The 3,957-nt window shown below is 44.6% G+C and carries 6 protein-coding genes; 5 read left to right on the top strand and 1 reads right to left on the bottom strand.

What is annotated here, in order from left to right; all coding sequences use genetic code 11:
- The coding region (locus tag RAC86_RS36175; protein WP_377886738.1) for an MFS transporter at positions 1-1,177 on the top strand (1,177 nt) is incomplete at its 5' end.
- A 31-nt stretch (positions 1,178-1,208) separates the two neighbouring features.
- On the opposite strand, the gene RAC86_RS36180 is transcribed toward RAC86_RS36175, so the two are convergent.
- Positions 1,209-1,361: a small, acid-soluble spore protein K gene (locus RAC86_RS36180; RefSeq protein WP_003223241.1), complete on the bottom strand. Its 153-nt coding sequence runs from the start codon at positions 1,359-1,361 to the stop codon at positions 1,209-1,211.
- Positions 1,362-1,485: 124 nt separating this feature from the next.
- On the opposite strand from RAC86_RS36180, the gene RAC86_RS36185 reads away from it, so the two are divergent.
- From RAC86_RS36185 to ephM, 4 genes are all read left to right on the top strand, one after another.
- On the top strand, positions 1,486-1,755 hold the full coding sequence (locus RAC86_RS36185) for a YfhJ family protein (RefSeq protein WP_003243789.1): 270 nt from the start codon (positions 1,486-1,488) through the stop codon (positions 1,753-1,755).
- A gap of 145 nt (positions 1,756-1,900) precedes the next feature.
- The gene (locus RAC86_RS36190; protein WP_088325476.1) at positions 1,901-2,419 is read left to right on the top strand and encodes an SH3 domain-containing protein; all 519 of its coding nucleotides are present in this window, start codon (positions 1,901-1,903) and stop codon (positions 2,417-2,419) included.
- Positions 2,420-2,503: 84 nt separating this feature from the next.
- Positions 2,504-2,836, top strand: a complete 333-nt coding sequence (spdL, locus tag RAC86_RS36195; RefSeq protein WP_003242803.1) for an SdpC immunity protein SpdL — start codon at positions 2,504-2,506, stop codon at positions 2,834-2,836.
- Positions 2,823-3,683, top strand: coding sequence for an epoxide hydrolase EphM (ephM, locus tag RAC86_RS36200; RefSeq protein WP_014479220.1), 861 nt, complete (start codon positions 2,823-2,825; stop codon positions 3,681-3,683). Before spdL ends, ephM begins: the two co-directional genes overlap by 14 nt.
- The last annotated feature ends 274 nt before the right edge of the window (positions 3,684-3,957 follow it).

Here is a 3,957-nt window from a genome sequence, read left to right on the forward strand (position 1 = left end):
ATCTGTAAAATTTATTATATTTGTTCTTATGATTTGTACATTGTCAATCGGCTATACAGAATACGCGGTGATGGGTATTTTGACGTCGATTGCCAATGACTTTCATATACAGGTTTCATCCGCAGGGCTTCTTGTCACGGCTTATGCGGCAAGCGTTTGTTTGACAGGGCCGCTCGTCACCATCATTTCCGTCAAGCTTCCGAGAAAGCCTGTGCTTCTTGGGCTGATGGCGATATTTACCCTTTCAAACCTGATGAGCGCACTGGCGCCGAATTTTACGGTATTGGCCATTTCAAGAATTTTATCTGCGTCCATACACGGCGCTTTCTTCGCGATTGCCATGGTATTCGCAAGTGAAATGGTTCCGCCGGAAAAGCGTGCTGCAGCTGCTGCTTCAATGAACGGCGGACTGACAGTGGCTCTAATGCTTGGTGTTCCATTCGGCTCTTATCTCGGAGATGTCCTGAATTGGAGAGCGGTGTTTTCCATCATTACGGCACTTGGTGTCATCGGATTTTTAGGCCTTATGGCTGCCGTGCCGAACAGAAAACCAAAAGTGATCCCAATGCTTATGAATGAGTGGGGGGTTTTTAAACACAAACAAGTGCTGTTTTCCTTCGCGATTACCATTTTAGGCTATTCCGGTGTCTTTATCGCCTACACCTTTATTGAACCCATTTTGAGGCATTCAGCCGGATTCAGCACGGTTGGCATTACAGGTGCTCTCTTTGCGTATGGATTGGGAGGCGTTGCCGGGAATTTCTTTGCTGGAAAGGTACCGCTGCCTTTGCTGACTCGGACGATGATCGGCGTAATGATCGGTTTAATCGGTGTTCTGGCTGTATTTCCTTACATCGCGATTTACCCGGCTGCAGCCATTGTGGCAACGTTCCTATTCGGGGCATGCGCATTCGGCACGCCGCCTCTTTTGCAAACAAAGGTCATTTCATCATCTGAGGGCGGCACGACCATTGCCGCAGCTGTCAGCGTATCAGCATTTAACCTTGCCAATGCCCTTGGTGCATGGATCGGCGGAATGATTTTAAACGGAACAGGCTCTTATTCCTGGCTGTTTGCAGGAGGTGCGCTTATGACCGCATGCGGACTTGTGCTTTCTACCTTCGCACACTTATCAGAAAAGAAGAGCGTCTACGAATATCAAGTAAATAAAGGGTAAGAACAGCTGCAGTGTATGCAGCTGTTCTTCTTTACCGTTTGCCTGAGGCTCTCATTCTTTCTTGAGGATGCTGATTGATAGATCCGTCAGCACGCTTTGAAGCATAGTCGTCCTTTGCTCTCGGTTCACCCTGAAATTTGTTTTCGTTTTCGTAAGGAAATCCTTTTTCTTTATTTCGGACCATGTCATATCCCCCTAGGTTCGAGATCAAAAAGTTGCGTCTTTCCAGATGAAGACGTAAGGTTAGTATATGGAGAACACCACGTAATAAAGCGTTATTTTTTTCCTGAAGAAAGGAGACTGCACACATGAATATGTACATTGAGAAACTGACTAATCTGCTTCTGGAAAAGAACGAGATGATCAGCTATATACAGGCAAAAACGTGGGTGGAATTGTTATGGAGCGATTTCGAAGCAACCTATGCAAAAGCCGGACACGCCTATCAAGGTGAAAAAATGACTGAAAAAATCGTCACACAATGGATTGAAAACTATGGCGGCCAGCTCCACCTTTTTCAAAGCTCCCGTAACGACGTGAATGATTACTTAAATCAAAGCAGAGGCCTTTTGCATTAAAAACCTGCCGTTAACGACCGGCAGGTTTTTTTCATTTTCTTAAAATTACCTTAACAGGAAGAAATCATAAACAAAACATGTTTCACCAGCCTGTCAATCAGGGAATACCACTTATATCTTGTCAAAATGCGAGGAGGAGCTTTATATGAAAAAGAAACAAGTAATGCTCGCTTTAACAGCTGCCGCAGGACTGGGTTTGACAGCACTTCATTCCGCTCCCGCAGCAAAAGCTGCGCCCCTTCACGACATATCTGTCAGCATGCCATCATCCGATACTTACATCATAAAAGCAGGAAAACTGAATGTCCGGACTGAGCCAAATCATGAAGGTGATATTCTCGGCACTGTATCATCAGAACAAAAAGTAAAAGTCGATGGATTTGTAAATGCCGATTGGGCTCAAATTCATTTCAAAGGAAAAAAAGCGTATATTTCAACCCACTTTTTAATGAAAACCGCAAGCCAAGCGAAAACAATGAAACAGACAGCCTTCTATGCACCGACGCCCGAAAATGGAAAAGCTAAACAGCTCTCATCTGGAACAGAGGTGACAATACTTGGGTGGGGATTCAGTGAAAACGGCGGATTTGACTTCACTTGGGCGTTCGTGGATTATGGCGGAGTTAAAGGCTATATTCACACAAAGGATTTACAAATGCGATAAAAAGGCAGGCCGAGGCTTGTCTTTTTGCCTATGCATGAAACATTTCTCCTTTCTGCACGTAACAATGAGAAAGGAGATGATGATATGACGGGTTTAGTAGGCGGAGGGCTTATGATCATTGCGGGCATACTGATCAAACTGTTTCCTCCCAAATCGATCAACAGTGTGTACGGATACAGAACGAGACGCTCAATGTCAGATCAAAGATTATGGAATGAAGCGAACCGTTACAGTGCATCATTAATGATCCTGTCAGGCTTGGTGATTGCGGGAATGGGTTTGCTGCTGGGATCAAACTTGTTTATTCTTCAGCTTATCCTGCTGATTGCCGCCTGTGTCATAACATTTATGCTAACGGAGAAAAGGCTGAAAATCATGACGCACAGTCAAGGAGGAGATAGAAGTGGACGGAGTTAAATGCCAGTTTGTCAATACGAACGGAATCACGCTCCACGTTGCAGCCGCAGGACCGGAAGACGGCCCGTTAATTGTCCTGCTCCATGGATTTCCTGAGTTTTGGTACGGCTGGAAAAATCAAATCAAACCGCTTGTTGATGCGGGTTACCGGGTCATTGCTCCTGATCAGCGGGGCTACAATCTCAGTGACAAACCGGAAGGAATTGATTCATATCGGATTGATACATTAAGAGATGATATCATCGGGCTTATTACGCAATTCACTGATGAAAAAGCAATTGTCATCGGTCATGACTGGGGAGGGGCTGTCGCATGGCATTTGGCTTCCACACGCCCGGAATATCTTGAAAAACTGATCGCGATCAATATCCCGCACCCGCACGTCATGAAAACCGTAACGCCGCTTTATCCGCCGCAATGGCTGAAAAGCTCGTATATCGCATACTTCCAGCTCCCTGATATACCGGAGGCATCACTAAGGGAAAATGATTATGAAACATTAGACAAAGCGATTGGATTATCCGACCGTCCCGCGCTTTTTACATCCGAGGATGTCAGCAGGTACAAAGAAGCGTGGAAACAGCCGGGCGCGCTGACAGCTATGCTGAACTGGTACAGAGCCCTCAGAAAAGGAAGCTTGGCAGAGAAACCCTCTTACGAAACAGTACCTTACCGAATGATCTGGGGAATGGAAGACCGCTTTTTGAGCAGAAAGCTTGCGAAAGAGACGGAAAGGCATTGCCCGAATGGACATCTCATCTTTGTTGATGAAGCTTCCCATTGGATTAACCACGAAAAGCCAGCCATCGTCAATCAGCTGATTTTGGAATATCTTAAGAACCAATAAGCTAAAATTTCTCTCCATCCGTCTGTCATAATGGCAGACTTTTTCTGTGCGTTTTTTTCATAGTCTGTTTTAAACATGACAAAATAACATTAAAAATCATGAATGTCACCATAAAATTGTAACAAAAAACAGGTTTAAACGACTTTAAAAAAAGGGATAGCCTTACTGAAGATTTGTGTAAAACTCCCCTAAGGCAATACTTAAAAAGAATAATAAAAAGAAGGTGCCTTAATGAAGCAAGGATTAATCTCGATTATTATCCCGTCTTACAATG

The sequence above is a fragment of the Bacillus sp. LR_5 genome, assembly GCF_042709275.1.